The sequence below is a fragment of the Flagellimonas algarum genome (assembly GCF_040513375.1).
Taxonomy (GTDB): domain Bacteria; phylum Bacteroidota; class Bacteroidia; order Flavobacteriales; family Flavobacteriaceae; genus Flagellimonas_B; species Flagellimonas_B algarum.
Genome location: NZ_JBEVTG010000002.1, coordinates 1,094,962 through 1,119,968, shown reverse-complemented (window position 1 = coordinate 1,119,968; position 25,007 = coordinate 1,094,962). Strand labels below are relative to the sequence as shown.

The 25,007-nt window shown below is 46.6% G+C and carries 19 protein-coding genes; 15 read left to right on the top strand and 4 right to left on the bottom strand.

Annotated features, from left to right (window positions below; genetic code table 11):
* Positions 1–8 precede the first annotated feature (8 nt).
* From ABV409_RS12420 to ABV409_RS12370, 11 genes are all read left to right on the top strand, one after another.
* Positions 9–1,451 (top strand): carbohydrate-binding protein, encoded by a 1,443-nt coding sequence (locus ABV409_RS12420; protein ID WP_353877913.1) that lies wholly within the window; start codon positions 9–11, stop codon positions 1,449–1,451.
* A 32-nt stretch (positions 1,452–1,483) separates the two neighbouring features.
* Positions 1,484–2,350 carry a glycoside hydrolase family 16 protein gene (locus tag ABV409_RS12415; RefSeq protein ID WP_353877912.1) on the top strand — a complete coding sequence of 289 codons (867 nt, stop codon included), beginning with the start codon at positions 1,484–1,486 and terminating at the stop codon, positions 2,348–2,350.
* 22 nt (positions 2,351–2,372) lie between these two features.
* Entirely contained in the window at positions 2,373–5,954 is a 3,582-nt protein-coding gene (locus tag ABV409_RS12410; RefSeq protein WP_353877911.1) for an immunoglobulin-like domain-containing protein, read from the top strand.
* A gap of 223 nt (positions 5,955–6,177) precedes the next feature.
* Complete coding sequence (locus ABV409_RS12405) at positions 6,178–9,573, top strand: hypothetical protein (RefSeq protein ID WP_353877910.1); 3,396 nt, start codon at positions 6,178–6,180, stop codon at positions 9,571–9,573.
* 62 nt (positions 9,574–9,635) lie between these two features.
* On the top strand, positions 9,636–10,835 hold the full coding sequence (locus ABV409_RS12400; RefSeq protein WP_353877909.1) for a glycosyl hydrolase family 17 protein: 1,200 nt from the start codon (positions 9,636–9,638) through the stop codon (positions 10,833–10,835).
* Positions 10,836–10,838: 3 nt separating this feature from the next.
* Positions 10,839–12,329: a glycoside hydrolase family 30 protein gene (locus ABV409_RS12395; RefSeq protein WP_425590005.1), complete on the top strand. Its 1,491-nt coding sequence runs from the start codon at positions 10,839–10,841 to the stop codon at positions 12,327–12,329.
* A gap of 14 nt (positions 12,330–12,343) precedes the next feature.
* Positions 12,344–13,774, top strand: coding sequence for an MFS transporter (locus ABV409_RS12390; protein WP_353877908.1), 1,431 nt, complete (start codon positions 12,344–12,346; stop codon positions 13,772–13,774).
* Between the two features lie 41 nt (positions 13,775–13,815).
* On the top strand, positions 13,816–14,451 hold the full coding sequence (locus ABV409_RS12385; RefSeq protein ID WP_353877907.1) for a hypothetical protein: 636 nt from the start codon (positions 13,816–13,818) through the stop codon (positions 14,449–14,451).
* 48 nt (positions 14,452–14,499) lie between these two features.
* A complete protein-coding gene (locus tag ABV409_RS12380) occupies positions 14,500–15,924 on the top strand; it encodes an MFS transporter (RefSeq protein WP_353877906.1) in 1,425 nt (474 codons plus the stop codon).
* 55 nt (positions 15,925–15,979) lie between these two features.
* Positions 15,980–16,867: a glycoside hydrolase family 17 protein gene (locus ABV409_RS12375; RefSeq protein WP_353877905.1), complete on the top strand. Its 888-nt coding sequence runs from the start codon at positions 15,980–15,982 to the stop codon at positions 16,865–16,867.
* A gap of 140 nt (positions 16,868–17,007) precedes the next feature.
* Positions 17,008–17,625 carry a hypothetical protein gene (locus ABV409_RS12370; RefSeq protein WP_353877904.1) on the top strand — a complete coding sequence of 206 codons (618 nt, stop codon included), beginning with the start codon at positions 17,008–17,010 and terminating at the stop codon, positions 17,623–17,625.
* 1 nt (position 17,626) lies between these two features.
* On the opposite strand, the gene ABV409_RS12365 is transcribed toward ABV409_RS12370, so the two are convergent.
* Positions 17,627–18,106 (bottom strand): hypothetical protein, encoded by a 480-nt coding sequence (locus tag ABV409_RS12365; protein WP_353877903.1) that lies wholly within the window; start codon positions 18,104–18,106, stop codon positions 17,627–17,629.
* A gap of 221 nt (positions 18,107–18,327) precedes the next feature.
* On the opposite strand from ABV409_RS12365, the gene ABV409_RS12360 reads away from it, so the two are divergent.
* Complete coding sequence (locus ABV409_RS12360; RefSeq protein ID WP_353877902.1) at positions 18,328–18,555, top strand: hypothetical protein; 228 nt, start codon at positions 18,328–18,330, stop codon at positions 18,553–18,555.
* Between the two features lie 82 nt (positions 18,556–18,637).
* On the opposite strand, the gene ABV409_RS12355 is transcribed toward ABV409_RS12360, so the two are convergent.
* The 3 genes from ABV409_RS12355 to ABV409_RS12345 all read right to left on the bottom strand — a co-directional run bounded on the left by ABV409_RS12355 (position 18,638) and on the right by ABV409_RS12345 (position 22,383).
* Positions 18,638–19,129 (bottom strand): VOC family protein, encoded by a 492-nt coding sequence (locus ABV409_RS12355; RefSeq protein WP_353877901.1) that lies wholly within the window; start codon positions 19,127–19,129, stop codon positions 18,638–18,640.
* Between the two features lie 172 nt (positions 19,130–19,301).
* Positions 19,302–20,009, bottom strand: coding sequence for a hypothetical protein (locus tag ABV409_RS12350; protein WP_353877900.1), 708 nt, complete (start codon positions 20,007–20,009; stop codon positions 19,302–19,304).
* A gap of 22 nt (positions 20,010–20,031) precedes the next feature.
* Positions 20,032–22,383 (bottom strand): TonB-dependent receptor, encoded by a 2,352-nt coding sequence (locus ABV409_RS12345; RefSeq protein WP_353877899.1) that lies wholly within the window; start codon positions 22,381–22,383, stop codon positions 20,032–20,034.
* A 203-nt stretch (positions 22,384–22,586) separates the two neighbouring features.
* Between ABV409_RS12345 and ABV409_RS12340 the strand changes: the two genes are divergently transcribed.
* The 3 genes from ABV409_RS12340 to ABV409_RS12330 are packed head-to-tail and all read left to right on the top strand — an operon-like array spanning position 22,587 to position 24,951.
* Positions 22,587–23,660, top strand: a complete 1,074-nt coding sequence (locus ABV409_RS12340) for a sensor histidine kinase (RefSeq protein WP_353877898.1) — start codon at positions 22,587–22,589, stop codon at positions 23,658–23,660.
* Positions 23,657–24,358, top strand: a complete 702-nt coding sequence (locus tag ABV409_RS12335; RefSeq protein WP_353877897.1) for a LytR/AlgR family response regulator transcription factor — start codon at positions 23,657–23,659, stop codon at positions 24,356–24,358. The genes ABV409_RS12340 and ABV409_RS12335 overlap by 4 nt, the downstream gene beginning before the upstream one ends.
* Positions 24,359–24,405: 47 nt before the next feature.
* Positions 24,406–24,951 carry a hypothetical protein gene (locus ABV409_RS12330; RefSeq protein WP_353877896.1) on the top strand — a complete coding sequence of 182 codons (546 nt, stop codon included), beginning with the start codon at positions 24,406–24,408 and terminating at the stop codon, positions 24,949–24,951.
* The last annotated feature ends 56 nt before the right edge of the window (positions 24,952–25,007 follow it).

The window sequence follows — 25,007 nt, the reverse complement described above, 5'->3', positions numbered from 1 at the left end:
ATTGCGTTATGAAGAATTATAATAATATCAGAGTATTAGCGGTCTTTTTCTTATCACTGGGGGTTTTGGTATTCTCAGCATGTGAACGGGACTTTTCAGATGATGTGGAATTCGCCACCTTCCCACCAAATGGGGATGTATTCTTGGACGCCTTCTCAGCAGGATTGGATTATTTCCCCTTCGTTGGAGCGGGAGCCGATCCCGAAGCCTTCAGCGTTGAAACCGATGAAGTCTTTTTAGGCGATGCCTCCATGCGTTTCGATGTACCGGCCTTTGGTAACGGTTTCGTTGGGGCGACTTTCAACACTACGGCCTTGCGCGACCTTTCCGGTTTCGATGCCCTGACCTTTTATGCCAAGGCGTCACAAGCGGCCAGTATTAATTCGATCGGTTTCGGGATCAATGAAGGGACCGGAAACCGTTACATTACAACGGTCAATGGACTGAACGTCAGTACCCGTTGGGAGAAATATGTGATTCCGATTCCGGAATCCACCAATTTGACTAGTGAATTGGGGTTGTTCTGGTTGGCTGAAGGGGCCTCTTTCGAGGGTGATGAAGGCGGTTATGTCCTGTTCTTCGATGAGGTACAATTCGAGAAATTGGGCAATGTCGCCCAAGCACAACCTTCCATTTTCAATGGTGAGGATCGCGTCGAGACCTCGTTTATCGGATCGAGCATTACGGTAACCGGATTGAGTCAGACGTTCAACTTGGCTTCAGGTGAAAACCAAACCGTTGAACCAGCGCCGGCATATTTTCAATTCAGTTCAAGTGATGAGAGCGTAGCGATCGTCAGTGAATTGGGCGTTGTTTCCATCGTAGGGGCGGGAACCGCCGAGATATCGGCACAATTGGCCGGTGTAAGGGCCCAAGGTTCCTTGACCATTGAATCACAAGGGGAGTTCGTCGCAGCTCCGGCACCGACTCGTGACCCAGCGAACGTCATCTCGATTTTCAGTGATAGTTATGCCAATGTTCCGGTGAACTTCTTCAACGGCTTTTTTGACGGCCAGTCTACCGAGGGTGGAGCCTTAACTATTGGTGATGGGATCAACATCCTACAATACACCAATTTGGATTTCGTAGCGACCGAATTTACCAACCCAACGGTCGATATTACCCAGATGACGCATATCCATGTCGATATCCAAGTGAGCGAATTGCTCCAAGGAGGTGATAACCTTGTTATTGAACTCGTTGATTTCGGAGGCAACCAAACCTTTGATTTCGGTGGTGATGACAGTGCTGGATCAGCTACGGTCAATGGATCGGATTTGGCTACCAATAGCTGGGTCGGTTTTGATATACCGATTGCCAGTTTTACGGGCCCGGCAACAGGTGGGGCCTTTAGTGGAGGTCCTAATGGAGCCAACCTGGCACAAATCGTATTTGTCTCCGGTTCCATTTCAGATATCCTTGTCGATAACATCTATTTCTACAGGGAATAAAAAATAATATGAACAAGAAAACGAAATTGAAGATGAACCGATTAGAAAATCAATTGAATAAAAAGCGCTTCTTCGCTTTCCGGAAGATCGCTCGAAATATCGCGGTTTTAGGGATGCTGTTATTGGTACCCATGGCCTGCGAGGAAGACGACCAACAAACGGTTGCGAATTTCACCACTTTGGTAATGCAAGATGAATTCGATACCGAAGGGGCACCCAACAGTTCGATCTGGACCTATGATATCGGTACCGGTGTCAACGGCTGGGGTAACAATGAATTGCAGTATTATACGGATCGAACCGAAAACGTCACCGTTGAAAACGGGGTGCTTTTGATCACAGCCCAAGAAGAAGACTTCGAGGGTTCTGCCTATACTTCGGCGCGTTTGTTGACCAAAGATCTTTTTGAACAACAGTATGGCCGTTTCGAAGCGCGGATCCGTTTGCCATTCGGCCAAGGAATTTGGCCGGCATTTTGGATGTTGGGTGCTGATATCGATGAGAATCCTTGGCCAGCGGCCGGTGAAATCGATATCATGGAATATCGGGGTCAAAACCCGACCGTATTGATCGGTAGTGTCCACGGACCAGGGTATAATGGAGGCAACGCCATTTCAAAGGAATACACCTTGGAAAACGACCGCTTCGACACCGGATTCCACATATTCGGAATCGAATGGGGACCTGATTTTGTCAACTTTTACGTCGACGATGTCCTGTACAACCAGATTACCCCTGAAGATGTGACCGGACCTTGGGTCTTTGACAAACCCTTCTTTATTCTAATGAACCTTGCCGTTGGGGGATCTTTCGTAGGGTCACCGAACAGCGAGACCCAGTTTCCCCAAACCATGATCGTAGACTACGTAAGGGTATATGAGAACGACAATGTAAACTGAAACTAACTAACTCCACGATACAATGAAATTTTTATTGAAAAAAACCAAGATTATAGGACTACTGGTCCTGTTGATTTCCTTTTTAGGATGTGAAGAAGACGATGAGGGCAATGTGTTGCCGGCCGTTGTTTCCGGCTTTACACAGACCATAGTCGAGAATACGGGAACCGTTCGGTTTTTGAACATTTCCGAAAATGCCGATTCGTTCGCCTGGGATTTCGGCGATGGAACCACCTCGACCGAGATCAGCCCGATCAAAATATTCGAGAACGGTACGTTTACGGTGACTTTGACCGCGTCCAACGTGGCCGGGGCGACCGATGTGTTCGAAGATCAAATCACGATCTCGATTCCAGAACAGGTGGCTTTACCGATTACCTTTGATAATGCACAGGTCAGTTATGATGCCACCATTTTCGGTGGTGCCGCCTTTGCGGTTGTGGCCAACCCAGCGCCTGGGGGGTCCAACAACGTCGAATCGCAAGTGGGTGAGATCACCAATAGCGGTGCAGCCTTTGAGGGTATTTTCTTTGACCTAGGTGCACCCCTTGATTTAAGCGAGGACAAAACGGTTCAAATGAACTTTTGGTCTGAAACCGCCGTCGATGTCTTGATGAAATTGGAAGCCGGTACCGGTGCCGATGTCGAGGTTTCGACTGCCCATGGAGGAACCGGATGGGAGTTGATCAGCTTTGACTTTACTTCCGATGCCAGCTTTGCCCGATTGACCTTGTTCGTCGATGGGCCTGGAACTACCGCTGGTACCTTCTATATCGATGATGTGGAACAAGTGGCTACCGCTGATCCCGGATTTGATGATGGTCTTTTGACCAACGGGGATTTTGAAAACGGTGGTGAAGGATGGATTGGAAACGGCCTTAACGTCGTGACCGAAAACGGCAACAGTTTCAACCAAGTGAATGTGGAAACCGCCGGGAATCCATTCGACGTCAATTTGAGCCAAGTCGTTGAGATCGTACAAGGAACCAATTATATCTTGACCTTTGACGCCTCTTCGGACGTAGCGCGTACCATGCTTGCAGGTATCGGATTGAACGAAGCACCTTTTACCAATGACAGCCAGTCGGTAAACCTGACTACCGAAACCCAGACCTTTAGCTTGCAGTTATCGGCTGCCGATTTCGGTGGTGCCAATAGCAGGATCCTATTCGATATGGGGGCTGAAACAGGTTTGGTGACCATCGACAATGTTTCGTTGGTCGTTGATGACAATACCGGAGGGTTCGATAGCGGACTATTGACCAACGGTGACTTCGAGAACGGAGCGGCACCTTGGATCCAAGGCGTCGATGACAACAATCCTGCCCCATTAGGGAGCGAAAATGGCAATACGTTCTATTCGGTCGATGTGATGGCAGCAGGCAACGCTTTCGATGTGAACTTGAGCCAGAAATTGGAGATCGTACAAGGGGAAACCTATACGCTGACCTTTGATGCATGGTCGAATGTTTCGCGTTCGGTCATCGCGGGTATCGGCTTGAGCGGTGGTGATTTTTCGAACACTACGGAAACCATAGCCATTACCACTGAAAGACAAACCTACACCGCGGTCTTGACCGCTGCAGGTTTCGGAGCCCCTGATGCCAGGGTACTCTTTGATTCAGGAGCGGAAATCGGGATTGTTAATATCGACAACGTTTCGTTGGTCTTGGGCAATACCGGGGGCGGTGATACCGTAGCACCGGTAATCACCCTGAATGGGGATGCCACGATCAACTTGACCGTCGGAGATACCTTTACCGATCCTGGAGCAACTGCTACCGATGATGTCGATGGTGACATTTCGGCCAATATCGTTGTTGGTGGTGACACCGTAGATACCGACACGGCGGGCACCTATACCATTACCTATGATGTGAGTGACGCAGCTGGCAACGCCGCTGCTCAGGTGACCCGTACGGTCAACGTCGAAGCTGCTTTTGACGATGGTCTCCTCACCAATGGTGATTTTGAAAACGGGGCCGCACCATGGATCCAAGGGGTCGATGACAACAGCCCGGCACCCGTGGTCACTGAAAATGGAAATTCCTTCTATTCGGTCAATATCACTAGCCCAGACCCAGGAGCACCTTTTGCGGTGAACTTGAGTCAAAAACTGGAGATCATTCCGAACGAAACCTATATGTTGACCTTCGATGCTTGGTCTGATACCAATAGAAGTATCATCGCCGGTATCGGTTTGAGCGGTGGCGATTTCTCGAACACTTCTGAAACCGTGAATATTACCGACACGAGAGCCACTTATATGTTGACCTTGACGGCCAATGGATTTGGTGATGCCACTTCAAGGGTACTCTTCGACGTGAATGGAGAGGCCGGTTTGGTCAATATCGATAATGTTTCCTTGGTCATTGATGGTGGTGGCGGATCCGGCGATACCGTAGCACCGGTAATTACCTTGAACGGTGATGCCACAGTCAATCTAACGGTCGGTGATAGTTTTACCGATCCAGGGGCAACGGCTACCGATGATGTCGACGGAGACATCTCGGCCAATATCGTCGTTGGTGGTGATATGGTGGATACCAATACCGCAGCTACGTATACGATTACCTATGACGTAAGTGACGCGGCTGGTAACGCTGCTGCACAGGTGACCCGTACGGTCATCGTTGAAGCTGCTTTTGATGACGGTCTGTTGACCAATGGTGATTTCGAAAACGGGGCGGCACCTTGGATCCAAGGGGTGGATGACAACAATCCGGCACCCGTGGTAACCGAAAATGGAAATTCCTTCTATTCGGTCAATATCACTAGTCCGGATCCAGGGGCACCTTTTGCGGTGAACTTGAGTCAAAAATTGGAGATCATCCCCAACGAAACCTATGTGTTGACCTTCGATGCTTGGTCTGATACGAATAGAGGTATCATCGCCGGAATCGGTTTGAGCGGCGGTGATTTCTCAAACAACTCCGAAACCGTAAACATCACGGCGACCCGTGCCACCTACATGTTGACCTTAACGGCCAACGGATTCGGTGATGCCACCTCAAGGGTACTCTTCGATGTGAACGGCGAAGCCGGTTTGGTCAATATCGATGACGTTTCATTGGTCATTGATAGTGGCGGCGGTTCTGGAGGAGGATCCGGAAGCAGCGGAATAGCAACGAACGGAGACTTTGAAACTGGTGATGATACAGGTTGGATGCTCTTCCAAAACGGAGGGACTGCAACCATTGACAACTCGCTCAGCAATGGCGGTATGTGGTCAGGTAGATTGACCGTAGGGGATACCGGCGGCAACCCAGCCTTCAAACAAGAACGTATCGGGGCCGGAACCGTTGCGGCAGGCGATACCGTGCAGATCCAATTCGATCATATCGGATCGATCATGCAGCCCGGAGCTGCGGTCAATGTGATCCTTTTCGGTGAAAGCCCAGGAGGGGTCACCTTTACCGAAGTATTGTCACCCGGACCGGTTCTTGGTGGATCTTGGACGACCTATACAGGCTCCTATACGATTCCAGGGGGTACCGATGTTTCAGACGGGGTTTCGATTTTGATCGAAACGGTTTGTGGTGCCGTTGCAGGTTGCAGCGTAACCATGAATATCGACAATGTCTCGGTGACCTTGAATCCATAAACCGAATAGTGGATCAAGATTTGATGACGGATTATTTGAATTAGGAAATATATCATGAGGTAGGCGATCGGCTGGGTTCGGTCTGGTCGTCTACTTTTTTTAGAACAGCTTGATTCGCCTTGAGCGGGTGGAGGGTACTTCTTCCTGATAATTCCCGAATCACAAAAAAAACTGGCCTTCGGGCCTTTAATGTCCAAATCAACTTACAATAAAGAACGACTTCATGGATTATGTCCAGATACAGAATGAAGGATATTTCAAAATAGCCGATAGCGACGCGTTAAGGCCATTTTTTATGAGCATTGTCAGTGATTCGAATCACTGGATGTTCATTTCAAGTAATGGCGGCTTGTCGGCAGGGAGAAAAAATGCCCAATACTCCCTATTTCCCTATTATACCGATGACAAGATCACCGAATCCAACGAGGTGACCGGTAGCAAGACCATTCTAAGGGTCAAAAAAGACGGTAACCCGCAGGTCTGGGAACCATTCTCAGACCGTAATAGGGATCGTTACCAAATCACCCGAAACCTTTATAAGAACATACACGGCAACAAGATCCTTTTCGAAGAACGGAATGAAGATCTAGGGTTGACCTTTAGATACCACTGGAATTCGAGTAATGAGTACGGCTTTGTCCGAAAATCCTGCTTGATCAACCATGAGACCAGCCCGGTAGAAGTGGCCGTTCTCGATGGTATCCAAAATATCGTACCCCATGGGGTCGGTAGTGATACCCAAAACCGGTCAAGTAACCTAGTAGATGCCTACAAACGAAGTGAACTCGAACCTAAGTCCGGACTCGGAATTTATGCGTTGAGTGCCATCATAGTCGATAAGGCCGAACCTAGTGAAGCCTTGAAAGCCAATGTGGTTTGGTCATTGGGCCTTCCTGAGGCATCGCATTTGCTTTCTTCGCTACAATTGGACCGGTTTCGTATCGATGGATCCCTTGATCCTGAAACGGATATCAAAGGGGAAAAAGGGGCGTATTTTCTGTATGATACCATAACCCTTCCCGCCAACCGGGAAAAAGAGTGGGTCATTGTAGCGAATGTCAACCAAAACCATTCCGCTATCGTGGCACTATGCAACGAATTGGCCAACCCCACTGCCTTGCGAATCAAATTGGCCGATGACATTGCCTTAGGTACCAAGCGATTGATCGAATTGAACGCGGCTTCTGACGCGATGCAGTGTACCGCCGATGATTTAAAGGATGCACGCCACTTTTCGAACACATTGTTCAACATCATGAGGGGTGGAATTTTTGATGATAACTATCGCATTGAACGTACCGACTTTTCAAAATATTTGGCCAAAGCGAATAAAAACGTCTACAAGGCCCATCGCGAGCGCATCGAGGGCCTGGCCGAAATCGTATCGTTACAAGAGATCAAGGCAATGGTAGAAGGCACTTCAGATGCCGATTTCGAACGATTATGTTTGGAATACCTGCCCTTGAAATTCAGTAGACGGCATGGAGATCCAAGCCGCCCATGGAATATTTTCTCGATCAACACCCATAGTGAGGTCGATGGGTCGAAGATCCTCGACTATGAAGGCAATTGGCGCGATATTTTTCAAAACTGGGAAGCCTTGGCCTACGCCTATCCTGAGTTTATCGACGCCATGATATTGAAATTCTTCAATGCCTCCACATTCGATGGCTATAACCCGTATCGGGTAACGAAGGATGGATTTGATTGGGAGATCATCGAACCCGATGACCCATGGTCGTACATCGGGTATTGGGGCGACCACCAGATCATCTATTCTTTGAAGTTCTTGGAATTCATCCAAGCACACTATCCCGAGCGCTTGGAAGCCTATTTCGAAAAGGATATTTTCGTCTACGCCAATGTGCCGTATAAGATCAAAGGATATGCCGATTTGCTGGCCAATCCGAAGGATACTATTGAGTTCGATTTGGAACTGGATGAGGCCATACGTGAAGAACGCGGGGTGATCGGTGCCGACGCGGCCCTGATCAAAAACCGCGATGGCGAACTGCATCATGTCAATTTCATCGAGAAAATGTTGGCTTCGGTGCTTTCCAAACTATCGAATTTCATTCCTGAAGGAGGTATTTGGATGAATACCCAACGGCCGGAATGGAACGATGCGAACAATGCCTTGGTGGGCAATGGGGTTTCGATGGTAACCTTGTATTATCTAAGACGTTATCTCAAGTTTTTCGATACCTTATTCGAAGGGGCCGAGACTAGGAAATTCCCGATTTCAAAAGAGTTGTTGGATTGTTTCCACGGTATCTTTTCCACTTTTCAATCTAGTGAAGCACTCTTGAAAGGGAGCTTTGATGATCATCAGCGACGCACCGTCCTTGATGGTTTGGGTGAAGCGGGTGATCGCTTCCGTACCAGTGTGTACAACAATGCCTTCTCAGGCAAAAAGCAGCAACTATCATCCGCGACCCTCAAAGAGTTCTTTGGATTGGCCCTCGGCTATATGGAACATGCCATAGAGGCCAATCTGCGATCCGATAAACTATACCATGCCTATAATCTGATGTCGGTCGAAGCGAACGGTGGGGTATCCATCGCGTACTTGAGTGAAATGTTGGAAGGGCAGGTTGCAGTGCTAAGTTCGGGGTATTTGAACGGGCGACAGGCGGTAGACGTTTTGGACGGCTTAAAGGCCAGTTCCCTTTTTAGGGAAGATCAATACAGCTATATCCTATATCCGAATAAGGAGTTGCCCAAGTTTTTGGATAAAAACACCATTCCATCGGAAAGCGCACGTAGCTCTACCTTGCTTAGCAAGTTGGTCCAAGAAGGTTATCGTCAGATCATCGAGGAAGACGCCAACGGCACCTATCATTTCAATGGGAATTTCAAGAACGCCAATGATGTTGAAGAAGCCCTTGATGCCCTCGAATTGGTCGTCAACGCAGACGCGAAGAAAGAGGTCCTTGATATTTTCGAAAACGTATTCGATCACAAGTCGTTTACGGGTCGTTCAGGTACCTTTTTCGGCTACGAAGGTTTAGGATCGATTTATTGGCATATGGTCTCCAAACTGTTGTTGGCCGTAAAAGAATGTTGCTTAAGCGCTATCGCACATGGGGAAAACGAAGAAATAGTAGGTAGATTGATCGCCCATTTCTATGAAATCAATGCCGGAATCGGTGTGCATAAGGCTCCAAGTTTGTACGGTGCCTTCCCTACGGATCCCTATTCACATACCCCATTCGGAAAAGGGGCACAACAACCTGGGATGACCGGTCAGGTCAAGGAAGACATTCTCAGTCGCTTCGGCGAGCTCGGTGTAGGGGTCGACCATGGGCAGATCAGCTTTGACCCACGCCTGTTACGGGCAACCGAATTCGTGGGTGAACCGAAACCCTTCCGCTATGTCGACGTTACCGGTGCGCATAAAGAAATGATACTCGAGCCTGGCACTTTGGGCTTTACTTATTGCCAAGTTCCCGTAATCTATGGGAAGGCGGATACACAAAAAATCGAGATCGTCCATAAGGATGCATCCAGAACCTTGATCGAAGGGAAGACTTTGAACAAAACGATCAGCCAACACCTTTTCGAAAGAAACGGTGAGATCGTGCAAGTCAACGTTTCGGTCAAAAATAGTCTGACATGAAAAAATCAAGTATTGTTGTAACAAGTTTAATCGTATTGATCACCAGTTTTGGTTGTAAGGAAATGAATACAGAAAAAGAATTGACAGCTGCTGAAATCTTAGGGAATCCTGCTTATCAGGCCATTTCATACGGAGGGTATCGCCATATCGATCATGATATCGAACCGACGATCGAGGAGTTAAAGGAAGATATGAAGATCATGGATGCCATGGGGATCAAATTGCTCCGTACCTACAAAGTACACCTGCCCCATGCGTCCAATGTATTGAAAGCTATTCGGGAATTGAAAGAGGCCGATCCCGATTTTGAAATGTATGTGATGTTGGGAGCCTGGATCGATTGTAAGAACGCATGGACGGGTTTGGAACCCGATCATAATGTGGAAAGCGAGCGCAACGCTGAAGAAATCGCGGAAGCGGTTCGCTTGGCCCAAGAATACCCGGATATCGTCAAGGTCATTGCCGTCGGTAACGAGGCCATGGTCAAATGGGCTGCCAGCTACTATGTGCAGCCAGGGGTCATCTTAAAATGGGTGAACCACCTGCAAGGACTTAAAGCCTCCGGCGAACTTTCGAAAGACCTATGGGTAACCAGTTCCGATAATTTCGCTTCATGGGGTGGCGGAGAAGCCGAATACCATGTAGAAGATCTGAACGCCTTGATCGCGGCGGTCGACTTTTTATCCGTGCACACCTATCCGATGCACGATACCCATTACAACCCCGATTTTTGGGGCAACCTTGAAGATGAGGCCGCCTTATCGGATGCAGGCAAGATCGAAGTCGCCATGGAACGGGCGCAAACCTATGCCCAGACCCAGTATGGCAATGTGGTCAACTACATGAAAAGCCTGGGTATCGATAAACCGGTACATATCGGTGAGACCGGCTGGGCAAGTTTTTCGAACGGTCATTACGGAAATGAAGGGTCACGGGCAACTGATGAGTACAAAGAAAGCTTGTTCTACCATGGTATGCGAAAATGGACCGATGCCGATAGCATTTCCTGTTTTTATTTCGAAGCCTTTAATGAACCCTGGAAAGATGCTGCGAACCAAGGGGGTTCCGAGAACCATTTCGGTCTGTTCACCGTTGACGGCAAGGCGAAATACGTGATTTGGGATTTGGTGGACGCCGGAACCTTTGAAGGCTTGTCGCGAGGTGGAAACGCCATTACGAAAACCTATGGAGGCGATAAGGATAGTTTGATGATCGAGGTCAAATTGCCGCCGATGAAAGAAGCATCAATGGCCAGTAATTAAGCTATGAAAAGCACGCTTTCATATGGAATTCTATATCTGATGGTCTTCATGTACAGTGCTAATGGTCAACAACCGGCTTCGTTGCAATTCGAAATTTTTGAGACTTCGGCCCAAGGCAACAAATTAACGGCACTGGAACCAAGTGCCTCGGCGCCAAGAGCGGTGAAGTTCGTCTTGAAACCTGATGAAGAATACCAGACCATTACCGGCTTTGGGGGGTCGTTTACCCAAGCATCGAGCCATTTGCTGAACCAATTGGGCGAAGCGAACCGCGAAAAGATCATTGCAGCATATTTCGGTGCGGACGGGGCTCGTTATTCCTTGACGCGAACCCATATGAATTCTTGCGATTTTTCAACACATCAATATTCCTACGCGCCTATTGCCGAAGATACCGCTTTGATACATTTTTCAATCGATGAAGACAAAAAAGCGGTCATCCCTTTTATAAAAAGTGCGATGCGGCATTCCCAAGAAGGTTTCAAAATCGTGGCTTCACCTTGGACGGCCCCACCTTGGATGAAAGATAACAACAATTGGAGAGGGGGCAAGTTACTGAAAGCGTATGAACCAAGTTGGGCGTTGTTCTTTGCAAAGTACATCGATGCTTACAAAAGTGAAGGAATCGATATCTGGGGCCTGACCGTCGAAAACGAACCACTCGGAAATGATAACAATTGGGAGAGTATGCATTTCTCACCAAAAGAGATGACCGATTTTGTCGAAACCCATTTAGGACCCACTTTGGAGAAACAAGGCAAAGCGGATATAAAAATTTTGGGTTACGATCAAAACCGTGAACATTTAGGGGAATGGGTAGACGAACTGTTTCGTTCGGAGGCCTCATCGAAATATTTCGACGGAACTGCCATCCATTGGTATGCCAGTACCTATGAGGTCTTTCCAGAGGCCTTGCAATACGCGCACCGAAAAGCACCGGACAAACATCTGATCCAATCGGAAGCATGTGTCGATGCCGAAGTGCCGAAATGGAAAGATGATGCTTGGTATTGGTCGAAAGAAGCCACGGATTGGGGGTGGGACTGGGCTCCTGAAAAGGACAAACCATTACACCCGAAATACGCCCCGACCTTTCGGTATGCCCGCGATATTATCGGCTGTTTGAACAATTGGGTCGATGGGTGGATCGATTGGAATATGGTCTTAGATCGTCAAGGAGGCCCCAATTGGTTCAAAAATTGGTGCGTGGCCCCTGTCATCGTTGATGTAGCGTTGGATGAAGTCTATGTCACGCCCCTTTATTATGTCATGGCACACTTCAGTCGCTACATTCGACCCGGTGCCAAACGCATCGGTTTCGAAATCGAAGACAGTAGCCTTCAGGTGACCGCTGCCAAGAACCCCAATGGCGAATTGGTCGCCGTGGTCTTCAATCCGGAAGCGGCCGAAAAAACCTTCGTCATTGCTGCAGGGACTGTCTCTGAAACAGTGACGATAAGCGCGAAAGCGATTCAAACGATTGTAATTAACTAACTAAATAACTAAGTATGGGTCAAGTAAAATCAATTTCAAAAGATAAGGTGCCTTTGGGGCAAAAAGCGGCCTTTGGGGCCGGACACTTGGTATTGAACTTGTATCCCGGTGCCTTGGGGTTCTTTATGTTCTTCTTACTCACCGCTTTTGGTATGGATCCGTTCCTTGCAGGTTTACTGGGGGGGTTGCCAAGATTTTTCGATGCGATAACCGATCCCATTATGGGTTTTATCTCCGACAATACCAGTTCGAAATGGGGAAGAAGACGGCCGTATATTTTGGTCGGAGGGATTATTAGTGCCATCACTTTTGTATTGCTTTGGCAACTCGATGAGAACAATTCAGCGGATTACAACTTTTGGTATTTTTTGATCATGTCAATGGTATTCTTGATCGGAAACACCATGTTCGCGACCCCGTTGGTCGGCTTGGGATATGAAATGACCTCCGATTATAACGAGCGGACCCGATTGATGGCATTTTCGCAGACGGTAGGCCTGTTGGCCTGGGTCATCGTACCTTGGTTTTGGGTTATTATCGCCGACCCGGATATCTTTAGTAATCAGGCAGAGGGGGTAAGAACCATGGCACTTTATGTTGGCGTTGCTTGTTTATTTCTCGGTTTATTACCTGCCATCTTTTGCAGGGGTATCGACTCAGCCAATATGGGCAATCGAAAGAAATTGACCTTGAAAACGGTATTTAGCAACCTTAAGGACCTGTTCAGTAGTATCAAAGAAGCGGTCAAAAACAAACCGTTCATGAAATTATGTGGAGCGACCTTTTTGGTGTTCAATGGATACCAGATAGTGGCTTCCTTCAGTTTTTTTATTTTCGTTTTTTACATCTTCAATGGAAGCTATGAAGCAACCGCCACTTGGCCGGCTTGGTTCAGTTCGATTGGGGCATTGGTCTCGGCCTTTTTGGTCATTCCGATTGTTTCCGTTATGGCGACCAAATGGGGCAAGAAAAAGGCGTTCATTATTTCAACAGCACTTTCGATAGTGGGTTACGCATTGAAATGGTGGGCTTTTACTCCCGATAACATTTGGCTTTCTTTCATCCCGATTCCTTTGATGTCATTTGGTTTGGGTAGCTTGTTCACTTTGATGATGAGTATGACGGCCGATGTTTGCGACCTCGATGAATTACACAACGGCATGCCAAGAAAAGAAGGTACCTTCGGGGCTTTGTACTGGTGGGTGGTTAAACTGGGTCAAGGCTTGGCGCTTGTTTTAGGTGGACTTGTACTTAAAGTAATCGGTTTTGATGGAAATGCGGCCACCCAGACCGCTGAAACCTTGACCAAATTGCGACTTGCGGATATTATCATTCCAGTGGTAACCGCCGGTTTGGCGATATGGGTTATGTGGAAATACAGCCTTTCCGAAGAACGTGCAAAAGATATCAAAGCCCAATTGGAAGAACGAAGGGGCGTGCTTTAAGAATCAATTAAATAGAGAAGTAGCTTAAAAAATCTAGCAAAATGTCGACAAAAATATTAGTCTTAACAATCGGGGTAGTGCTTTTACTGATCGCCATCATCGGCAATATTAAAAAAAGCTCGGGAAGTAGATTGCTCAATTCAAAAATCGTGGTTCCATTAGGGGTTATCGGGATCTTGATGATGATCTATGGAAGTTATTCGTCCGAATTGGTGAATTACAATACGCAAATGGAACAAGTTTCCATTGGGAACAAATTAAAGATCGATGGGGAAGTTGATCGAGTTAAGGTGGTTTCTCCCATTGACAAAGATTCCGTCGATTGTCGGATATTGACCATGGGCGTCTATCCTGATGGCCATCAAAAGGATATCTGGGTGGTTATCCGACCCACTGACGACAGGTATTATCCTCAATCCGATCATACCAATACGTCGTATAAGAGGGACGGTGAATGGCAAGTCGTCACCCGCTTCGGTGGAGAACAGGGAGAGGCCTATGACCTTATCATCTACGAAGCGGATGATGCCGCTTCGGAGTTTTTCAGTTCAACCATTTCAAAATGGAAAGAAGCTGATGATTACCCTGGCTTGCAGTTGGCAGAACTACCGCCTGGCTCAAAGGAACTTGACCGCATTGTGATCTACACCAAGAAGAATTGCCGAGGGGTGTTTTGAACCTATGGAGTTAGAAAGGAAGTACAAGTATAATCCCAATAAATTTTCATGAGGCAGACTACGCAAAAGGCAACAGTTCCACTTAATCAAAAAATCGCGTTCGGAATCGGAATGTTCGCGAACCAAATGTTTCCTGCGATTCTTTCGATATTTATGGTCGTATTGGTGCAGTCTTTGGGATTCAATGGCTGGCTATGGTCTCTACTTTACTTTTTCCCGAGGATTTTCGATGCGATTTCCGATCCCATAATGGGTTATGTTTCCGATAATACCAAATCGAAATGGGGAAGGCGCAAACAGTATGTTTTGATCGGAGGGATTTTGATGGGTGTTGCTTTTATAATGATGTGGCAGTTATACGCGGAAAATTCCCTTCAATACAATTTTTGGTACTTCTTTTTGTGGTCCATTATATTTTATTTGGGATTGACGCTGTTCAGTGTGCCCTATGTAGCAATGGGATATGAAATGAGCAATGACTTCCATGAGCGTACGAATATCATGGCCATTGCGCAATGGATTGGCCAGTGGGCTTGGGTAATAGCCCCATGGTTTTGGGTAATCATGGATGACAAGGATTGGTTCCCGTCTTCCGATGTCGCCGTGCGCGAATTGGCGGTTTGGGTCGCCATACCCTGTGCATTGTGCGCTACCGTTCCTGCGATATTCATCAAAAGCAAACCCACATTGGATGAAGATTATGAACCTCTCAATATGGCGAACATCGGAGGCAGTTTGAAGAAAATCGCCTATAGCTTTAAGGAGGCCTTCAAAATCAAGGAATTCAGAAAGTTGTGTGGGGCAACATTTTTGATATTCAACGCCTTCAATACGGTTGCAGCCCTGACCTATTTCGTCATTGTCTATAAGCTGTTCAATGGGGATGCTGGAGCGACCGGGATTTGGGTCGCTTTGTTCGGCTGTCTTGGGGCCTTGGGCACCACCTTTATCGTTATACCCACGGTTACTTGGATGTCTCGCAAAATGGGCAAGAAAAAAGCATTTATGCTATCTCAATCCATTTCTATAGTAGGCTACATCATGCTCTATTTCTTGTTCGTTCCAGGAAAGCCCTGGCTTTACATTGTTGCATTGCCCCTGTTCTCTTTTGGGATCGGGAGTTTGTTTACGATCATGATGTCGATGACGGCCGATGTAATCGATATTGATGAAATGAACACCGGAAAAAAACGCGAAGGTATTTTTGGGGCCATTTATTGGTGGATGGTTAAGGTCGGCTTTGCCATTGCCGGGGCCCTGAGTGGCATTATCATCGGTATCGTCGGGTTCAATCCTGATTTGGCTACCGTCGACCAGCAAGGGGCCGTTGATGGGTTACATGCCTTCTTTTGCTTCTTTCCCATGGCAGGCACCATCGTGGCCATGCTGATAATGCGTACCTATGGTATAGATGAAGAAAGGGCGAATGAAATAAGGGCCGAACTCCTTAAAAGAAAAACTGCGAATGCATAAATTTGACTTCGTCAATAAACACATTTGAATAATACTAAAAAATTGAACTACTGATATGTCATCATCAAGATCCGAGAAGTTTTTATCACTCGCATCCATAGATTATGCGGGAATGTCATCCCAAGAAATAAAGGATATGTGCCGCGAGGCTTTGGAAGCCGGCATGCACGGGCTTTGCTTTAGCCCTTATATGGAAAGCCAATCACCCGGCGATCAAATCAGCGATGAACAGATCCGAAGGAGGATGGAGATCATCAAACCCTACACCAAATGGATCCGTTCCTTTTCTTGCACTGATGGCAATGAGAACATTCCGAAGATCGCCAAAGAATATGGTATCAAGACCCTGGTAGGGGCATGGCTCGGTGACGATCCCGAGATCAATGAACGCGAAATGCAGGGACTGATCGAACTTGCCAATGCCGGTTACGTCGATATCGCCGCAGTCGGTAACGAAGTGATGTATCGTGGTGATTTGACCGAAGATGAGCTATTGGCGTTCATGCATCGGGCCAAAGAGGCCATTACCGATGTGCCGGTAGGCTATGTCGATGCCTATTACGAATTCAGGGAGCGCCCAAGGATCACTGAAGCTTGTGATGTCATTTTGGCGAATTGCTATCCGTTCTGGGAAGGCTGTGACCAAGATTATTCCTTGTTGTATATGAAAGACATGTTCCGACAGGCAGAACGTGCCGCAAAAGGTAAAAAAGTGATCATTTCCGAGACCGGTTGGCCTAGTCAGGGTACGAATTTGGAAGGGGCGTATCCTGGGTTGGAAAACTTCATGAAATATTTTATGAACACCCAAAAATGGTCCAAAGAGGAAGACATCGAGATTTTTTATTTCTCTTCCTTCGACGAATCCTGGAAAGTAGGGGCCGAAGGGGATGTCGGAGCTTATTGGGGACTTTGGGATCGAGATGAGAACCTTAAATTCTGAGCGAGGTTAAGCCGCAACTGTAGACAAATGTAGCATCGGCCCATTGATAACGACAACATAACACCAATTCCATATTCGGTTTGATGGATCCCTTATTTTTGGGGACGAACGAATCCGGGAACCGAAATCCTTATTTTAGAATGAGCGCGTTTTTTAAAGCCGAATTAAAAGACAAGTTTTTGAGATATGCCCTGGCCAGGGAAGACTACTTTGAATTGCAGTTGCTCTTTGACGAATTCTTGAAACCTAATTATTCGATTGAATTTGTTGGGGATTTGGTGGAGGAAATCGTTTCCTATGATCCGAACCTAGTCGATATCATGAGCGGCAATGGGCAAAGGATATTCATGCTGTCGGCCACCGGTTACACCCAGGGGTTTTTGGATGAAGGAGGCTTTCGGGCATTGTTCGTCAATGAAGAGGAGAAATGGGATACCTTCTTCCAACAGCTATCCGATGTCCGCCATCGCGATTCGGCTATGCAACCCGTCAACACCGCTTTCAAAAAACCTGCTGCAGCCAAAGAACGTCGTTTGCTTTGGATGTTGATCTCAGCGGTGATCTTCAGCTTTTCGTTCGCGGTCATTAGCTTATTGGTCCTTTTGATGCGCGATCGACCGGCGACCCAAAACGAATTGCACGCAGAGTCCCAATCCCTCCGTAAAGAGTTACAAGCACAAAAAGAAACAACGGAGGCTGAAATGCAGGAACTCGAAGCCCGCATCCAACGATTGGATTCCGCTCAAGTGGCCCAATGAGTTATTGGCGGCGGTACACAATGGAGTCGATGCCCGGCAATACTTCGCCTACGGTAATTACAAGATCATCACCTTCAAGTTGAAAACGGATGGTAGTCGTACCGGATAAGGTCAGGGTGGTCCCTGAAAAGCTCCAAGAACCACTTCGGGTGAACACATCGCTACAGCTGACATTGTAAAGATCATTCGTAATGGGGGATATCAATTGGGGCAAGACCTCACTGAGTTGATAGGTGAAATCCGGGGTCAGCGTCAGGGTTCCGGTCAGACAAGGTACTTCGGTCAAGAGGTTGGAACTGGTGTTTTGGTCGTCATTGACATCGATGGGTTCGCTGACATTGACTTCTGCCAGAGCCCAATTCCCAGCCAAGGCGGCTCCTTGATTGACTTCTTCTTGGCCTCCGCCATCATCGGAGGAGCAAGCGAATTGAACAAAGGCTACAAGCGAAAGAAGGACAGCGAATTTTAAGGTGCGCAGCATGGCATTTTTTTCTGAATTTACATATTAAGTTTAACTTCTCAAATCAAGTGTCGGGTATTTTCATATATTCGGCCTTGTAATCGGAATCGATAGCTATACCCAAAGCCTCATTGAAATGTTTCGTTAAATATTTCATAAATATGAAAGGCCGATGGCACGATAGCCACAAAGTATTGATTAATTGCATAGTTTTCACCTATGCTTATTAATTTTAAATAAAAATGACAGCAGATTTACTTGACAAAGCGACCGAGTTTGAAAATAGGACCTTGAGCCATATGTCAACAAGCGATCGTGTTGCGGCTTCTCGTGAAGCGAAACAGTTGATACTCGACATCAACGAAATATATAAGAAGACCAAGGATTCCAACTTGATGGATATCATGAAAAGACTTACTGAAAAGAAAAAGAAAATTGAAAAACGATTGAAGGGTACCCCTTTGGTCTAACGATACCTATGGTTGAAAAAAGCCCATCAATTTCAATTGATGGGCTTTTTTTTATGCTTTCGATTCAAGGGCACGGTATCCTTCAGGTTTCCAGTTCGCTAAGGAGGTTGTTCAAGTCAAGTCGTTTGGTATAGATGTCTATTCCACCATCTTCCGTTTTTGGCCAAGTATCCTGAGGCCGATCCCAGTATAGTTCCACCCCGTTTTCATCAGGGTCGTTCAAATAGAGCGCTTCTGAAACCCCGTGATCCGCTGCTCCGGTAAGTGCTTGACCATGGTCGAACAGCCGTTGCAAAATCGTCGCCAGATCTTTACGGGTAGGATACAGGATGGCCAAATGGAACAACCCGGTACTTTTTGGTGGGGGAGGGGAACCGTTCTTGCTTTGCCAGGTGTTCAAACCGATATGGTGGTGGTATCCTCCCGCTGAAATGAACGCGGCCTGATCCCCCATACGCGAAATCACTTCGAACCCTAAAAGGTCTTGGTAAAATTCCAAAGAACGTTGCAAATCGGATACTTTCAAATGCACATGGCCGATTTTGGTTTGCGGAGGGAGTTGGTAGGTACTCATGGTATTTCGAATTAGGGTCCGGATATGTTCTTAACGGGGAATAGGATAATGATGGTCTCCGAACAAGTATCGGTCAACCGGTTTATAGGACCGATACGAAGATAGGGTTTTGATATTTTGCGTTATGTCAAAGCCCTTTTTGGTCCGCGCTTCGATAGGCCATGTCGTTTCCTTATTTCATCAAAATGAACTGATGGGAGTTTTTGAGGATTTCGGGATCCATACCTAGATTCGCTTTTTGGAAGACCTCGAATTCTTCCCTGCTGTTCCATTGGGAAAGAAAGAGAATATCCGGATCGTATTCGTAGCCTGCCGGTGATTTGCCATCGACGAGAGTGATTTTGATGGTGCCGTTGGAATGTTCAAGACCAGTTTTCCAATCGGAAAGAAAGTTGTCAAAGGCCTGTTCAGAAACCTGCTTTTTCCAAATAGCGGTGGCAACGATCACCTTGTTGGGGTCGAGGCGTATGGAAAGGTCTTTTTGGATTTCATAGTAGGTCACGTTGAATACGGACCAAATTTCCTTTCGCAGCCCATGGAATTCAGGAACACGATCTTCGATTACGTCCAAAAATCCTTCGCGTTGCGCTAGGCTTGTCCAACTTCCGAAAACCACCCCTTTAGGTTCGAAGGAACCCTGCACGACCTCTTCAATAGTAAAACCAGGTAAAAAAGAATACCCCATTTCGACGGCTACCGGAAAGGCCTTTTCGCGATAGGTTTTAAAGGCCTCCTTACTGCCCTTCTTGGTGGTGACCATCAAGACATCGAATACCTGGCCTTTTTTGAGGTCATATTCGACAGGAGGTTTCTGACCGAAAGCGGTCCACATAGAAAATAGGGTGTACATAGCGATGGGAATTCGGATTGACGTACGCATAATTGTTGTTTTGGATTAGGATTTATAAAAAGCGATCTGCTTTGATATTGCTATTTCGTTTTCGCCGGGAACGCGATGTCAGTTTACCTCCCATTCGATAGGAGAGTCCAACATACAATTGCTGGGTATCCCTCAGGAATTTCCCCTCTTGGAATACGGTTCGGAAGGTTCGAAAGGCAAACCGACGACTCCCAAGGACATCGTTGAAATTCAAACTTAAGCTGCCCTTTCCTCCTGCGAAGCGGTATCGCAAACCCATATTGAAGTAGGTATTCGATTTCAATTCATACTGCAGGATCTCCTGAGGTCCACTATGGAATGCAAATAACGAAGCACTGAAGGAATCACTCAAACGAAAATTCTGGGTCCATTTGACGTTGACTAGACCGTTTCGCACTGATACCGGTTCTTCAGCAATAAGACCGCGTTGTTGTCGGGTATACAATTCGATGTTGAGAGAACTACGCCACCAACTCGTCAAGCTCGTGCTACCACCGAATTCAGCGCCAAAAGCTTGATTGTTGTCGAAATTGTCATAGCTCAGCCTCAATAAATTAGGGTCGTCTTGATCGAATATGCCGATACGGTTGATTTCATCCTGGATATACCGATAGAAGAGTCCCATGCTGAGAGATCCTTGGGTAAAGGCATACCGATAGTTCGCTTCTAGGGTATTGCTGAATTGGGGCAGTAGTTTCATGTTTCCTGTGGCCAAAATTTGAGGTGTCGTGGTCTGCCGTATGGGGTTGACCTGGTTGAACGACGGGCGTTCGATGCGTCGTCCAAAACTGATTTGATAGGAATGTGGACTATCTTGATGTCTTTGATATCCCAAGAACAAGGATGGAAAAACACTGATCAAGTTTTGGTTGAAACCCGCAGATGCGGAAAATTCTTGATCCAATTGTGCACGTACTTGATATTGTTCGAACCGCGAACCGATGTTCATTTGGAACGGACCTAAGGCTGTGGTTAACGTAAAGTAAGAACTGAGGATATCCCTATCGTAGATGAAGTTTGAGTTTTCCAAGGCGTCGAAGTTGGTTTCATAGCCATTTTCGATTCGGTTGATTCGACTTTCTCCACCTAATTCGAGCGAAGTATCTTTTCCTAGGGGTACACGGTAATCAATATTAAAGGTCCAAATGGATCGTGCGTCATCGATGAGCTCTTGGTACGAAGGAATCGTGGTATTCCCCGAAAAAATGAAATCATTGGCTTTATCGCTTTGGTATCGGTTGTAGTTGGTTTCGAGTTGGAGGTAATGACTTTCACCTTCGATAGCCCATTTGAAATCAGCATTGTAACTCTGGGTCAGATCGTCTCGAATCAAAAAATCGTCTAAACTGAAATCATTTTGAGGGGATGTCGTAAAGAAGACATCTTTTTGACCGTCGTATTCGGCATTTTGGAAGTTCTGTTGGGTCGCCAAAGAAAGGAAGGTTTTTTCGGAAGGACGGAAGTCAACTCCCAAACCCAAGAAATGGGACTCTCGGTTATTGTTGTTGCGCGTGAGTTGCTGAGAATCCAAATCGAACCGATTCACGTTCCCGTCCGTAATTTGATCTCCGAATCCATTGCTGTACTCAAAGGTAATGTTGGTTGTATTGGGGCGATAGGTAAGGGCGATGTTGCTGTTATAACGCTCGCGTTGTGCCAATATCGAATTGGCACCGAACACCAAACTCCATCCTTGCCGGGCATTCTTCTTAAGAACGATATTGATCATACCGTTGAGTCCATCCGGATTGTATTTTGCCGAAGGATTGGTGATCAGTTCGATCTTGTGAATGGTATTCGTTGGAATTTGCTGTAAGATTTCGGCCGGATTCTCCAGATTGCTCAATTTGCCATCGATCAAGATGCGCACATTCTCGCTGCCACGAAATGAAATGGTTCCGTCAGATCCGATGGTTACTGAAGGAAGGTTGTTCATCAATTCGATGGCGGTCGCCCCTTGGGCTGCGAGTTCTTCACCAATGGTCACCACCTTTCTGTCGAGCCGTTGTTCGATAGCCGGTTGAATGCCCCTGATCGTTACTCCTTCAAGACTTTCGACGGCTTCATAAAGCGATATGGGCGGTAGCATGACGTCCTTGTCCTTTAGGGTAATGGGTAGTTGCTGTGGGCCGAATCCGATAAATTCTACTTCCAAAACATACGCTCCCAAAGGTGCCGTTATTCGAAAGTTACCCTTGCCATCGGTTACGGTTCCTGTAAGCAACGAACCCGTCTCATCAGACAACACTACCGTAGCAAACGCCAAGGGCTGGCCATTTTGCCCATCTAAGACGGAACCGCTCAGGGAGGCGTTTTGCTGGGTATGTAGTGGTAAAGCGAAACATAGGGTCAAAAAGAGAAAAGTTAAGCGCATGGGTATGTCATTGATTTGCTCAAAACTAAAAACCCAGTCTGTTGATTATCCGTCTTGGAGACCAATGGGTGGATTCTGCATAACAAAAGGTCATTCTGGCACAAGAAACCTGAAAACGATGGTCATGTGACCGTTCGTACGCGAAAAGGGCTTCTTCGTCACCGCATTATCGGAATCTTCCGAATTAGGATTATCTTGGTGTAATGCTAGCGATTGCCTCAATTTCAAAGCGAATTACGAACCCTACCCGTGAGTTCTTGTTGCATGCGCTGTTTTGGGTTTGCGTTTTCGCTTTCTCTACGGCAAGTGCGAATTGGTATTATGCCGAACCCCGACAATTATTTGAGGTATATGGGTTCCGTGTTGCTTTACAAATGGGTGTGGCCTATACGACCATCGGACTTTTGGTGCCCCATTTTCTGAACAAAAAAAGGGTTCCACTCTTTTTTCTGACCATACTGCTCTCATTCGTCGTAGTGCATGCGCTCTGTACCCTTTTTCTGTTGGAGTATCTGATTCCAAACTACCCAACTTCGTATGAAGTGTATTTGAAAAGGTTTACGAGCTCGACGTTTCATGGTATTTTTTTCAATTTCAAGGAGTTCTTTTCCAAATCTTTGTACTATGCCTATCCGGGAGCTATCCTCATGGCCATTTTGTTTTATCGCGAACGCCAAGCTTTGCTACTGTTGTATGAGAAAAAACGGGAGGCCGAATTGAATGCACTAAAGAACCAGCTCAACCCGCATTTCCTTTTCAATACCTTGAACAGCCTCTACCTGCTGGCTTTGAAGAAATCCGATAAAACGGTGCGGGTCATTGAGAACCTCTCGCATATTCTTGACTATATGCTTTATCGTTGTGATACCAAATATGTGTCCTTAAAGGACGAATTGTTGCTGATCAATAAATACATTGAGTTGGAACAGATCCGCTATGGCAAGCGGGTAAGTATTTCATTCGACGAATCGGTGACAGGTGAAGAGCACATCGCTCCATTACTTTTATTGACCTTTGTTGAAAACGCTTTTAAGCACGGGGTGTCCGAGGCGATCGACAATGCAGAGATTACGATATCCGTTGTGAATCGGGACCGAAAATTGCATTTTGAATTGTGCAATTCCAAACCCAAGTCCAAACCGCAAGATGTCGATCGCAAGTCCTTGGGACTTACTAACATCAAACAACAATTGGAACTATTATACCCGAATAAGCACCAATTGAACATCGTCGAACGGGCCGATACGTATACCACAGAATTGGAACTGAGCTTATGACCTATACCTGTTTGATCGTTGATGATGAGCCTTTGGCCCAAGAGCTTATCCTGGAGTACGTGTCGAAAATTCCGGAACTACAGGTTTCGGCAACTTGTGACAATGCCCTTCAGGCCTCTTCTTTTTTAGCCAAAAACCAGGTGGATCTGCTTTTTCTGGATATCAACATGCCCGTACTCAAAGGGGTCGATTTTTTCAAGAACCTCGTTCATAAACCCCAGGTCATCTTCACTACGGCCCATCGCGATTATGCCGTGGAGGGTTTTGAGCTCAGTGCCTTGGATTATCTGTTGAAACCTATTGTGTTCGAACGATTTTTTATGGCGGTCCAGAAGTTCTTCGCCCATATGGACCGAAGTGGCCTGTCGAACGAAACCGCTGCTGCCCATGCCACGGTATATATCCGAAAAGGGCATAAAAAAATCAAGTTGGAAACGCAAAAGCTGATCTATATTGAAAGTTTCAAAGATTATATCGAGATCCACCAGCCTTCGAAAATGATTCGGGTCAAGCTCAATATAGGCGCCTTTGAAAAGGAATTGGGCCCTGACTTTCTGAGGATACATAGGTCGTACATCATCAACAAACACTATATTCAAGGGTATTCCAAAAACGAGGTGGAGCTGAATGGTATGGAATTGCCCATCGGTTCCAGTTATCGAGAACAGGTGCTGGGGTACTTAGACCGAACATTTTAATACGGCCCTTTCGCAATTCATTTGCCCGGGCTGATAAACAACCTAGTATGTCTTTGAACGAATGGCTGAAGTACTTCGCGATCATGGCTTTGGCGACTCTAGTGACCTTTTTTTTCCATGAAATGAGTCATTGGGTGGCCTATGAACTGCTGGGCTATCAAGCAGGGTTTACCTTGAACGGGGCTTCGGCAAAAGATCCCGATTTGGAATTGCCGACCATTCATCGGATGATCACAAGCGCTGCCGGTCCGGTGTTCACGATACTGCAGGCCGTCGGTTTTTACTTGCTTCTGAAGCAGTATCGCAGGGTTTGGCTCTACCCGTTTCTATTCTTGCCATTTATCATGCGATTAGGGGCAGGTTGGGCCAATCGATTTAAGCCCAATGACGAGGGTAGGATCAGTTTGGAGCTCGGCTTGAACGTGTATGCGATATCAGCTTTCGTGGTTGCCTTTCTACTGTATTTAGTGGTAAAGACCTCCCGACGAAATGGATACTCTTTGGTGTTCAACCTCTTGACGTTTTTGATTGCCGGGGTGCTTTTGTTCGGTTTGGTATTTTTGGATTCGAAATATAAATTACGGATCGTATAGTCACGGTCAAGGCCAACGAGTTTTGAATTGTATTGATCTTGGTCAATTTGTTAACT